Annotated in this window: 1 protein-coding gene; it reads left to right on the top strand. The window is 44.0% G+C overall.

Translation table 11 applies throughout. The features are described from left to right. The first annotated feature begins 140 nt into the window (after window positions 1-140). Window positions 141-905 (top strand): DUF481 domain-containing protein, encoded by a 765-nt coding sequence (locus tag R8N49_RS25470; RefSeq protein ID WP_005455861.1) that lies wholly within the window; start codon window positions 141-143, stop codon window positions 903-905. Window positions 906-957 lie beyond the last annotated feature (52 nt).

Below are 957 nucleotides of genomic sequence, written 5' to 3'. Positions count from 1 at the left end.
GCGGAAGATTTGATGCAGGTGTCGCCTTAGCAATAAGTGGGAATTCCATTCAGCTCTAATAAAATTTAACCTACCATTGACCCAACAAAATATCTGTATCAGTATCATGCCCCTCCTTTTTAATTACGTTCGAGGTTGATGTGTCCCGATACTGGTTACTTGGCTTGAGCTTACTGTGCACGACTGCATCGTACGCTGAAGAATCAGTACAGCCAGAGCAAAATATTGATGTGCCCAACCCTCTACAAACTGAGGTAGAGTTTGGCTATCAAGCTCACACAGGTAACACGGACTCTCGTTCCCTGAATGCTCGTTTGAGTGCTGAATATACGTCTGGCAGGCACCGTTCAAACGGTGAATGGAAGTACTACAACCTGTACAAAGACGGCGAAGAAGACAAACGTTCATCGACATATTCTGTTCAAAGTGACTACAAGTTAGGACCAAAAACCTACTTGTATGGTAGCTTTAAAGGCGTTGATTCGCGCTATAGCGCCTATTTCAAAGATTACACCTTATCAGGCGGTCTGGGTTATCAGTTTTCCTACACCGAAAACTTTATCTTAGAAGCTGAGATTGGCCCTGGTTTTCGTTATCAGGAACCGAATTTGGATGAGATTGATGATGACGATATCGTCTTTCCTAACATCGTTCGTGAAGGCATTTTCCGTGGCAACCTCAATACCACGTGGCACGCTCTGGATAACTTGAGCTTTGCCGCTGATATCACGCTCGTTACAGGTAAAAGTAATACGCGTGTGGATAGCGAACTCAGTGTCACTAATGACATTACCGAAGACATTGCATTGAAACTGGCTCACTCGCGTCAATACCACGATAAAGTGCCAGAGGGATTAAGCAAAGCCGACAGTGTGTTCTCCGTCAATCTGCTTTTCGCGTTTTAATCTCCAATTTTTATCACTCAATTTCAGACCAAAAAAAAGCACCTCCGAAGAG

It is taken from the genome of Vibrio sp. 1978 (genome assembly GCF_033344345.1).
Note: the sequence above shows the minus strand (reverse complement) of the source record. Positions and strands in the feature narration are given on the sequence as shown.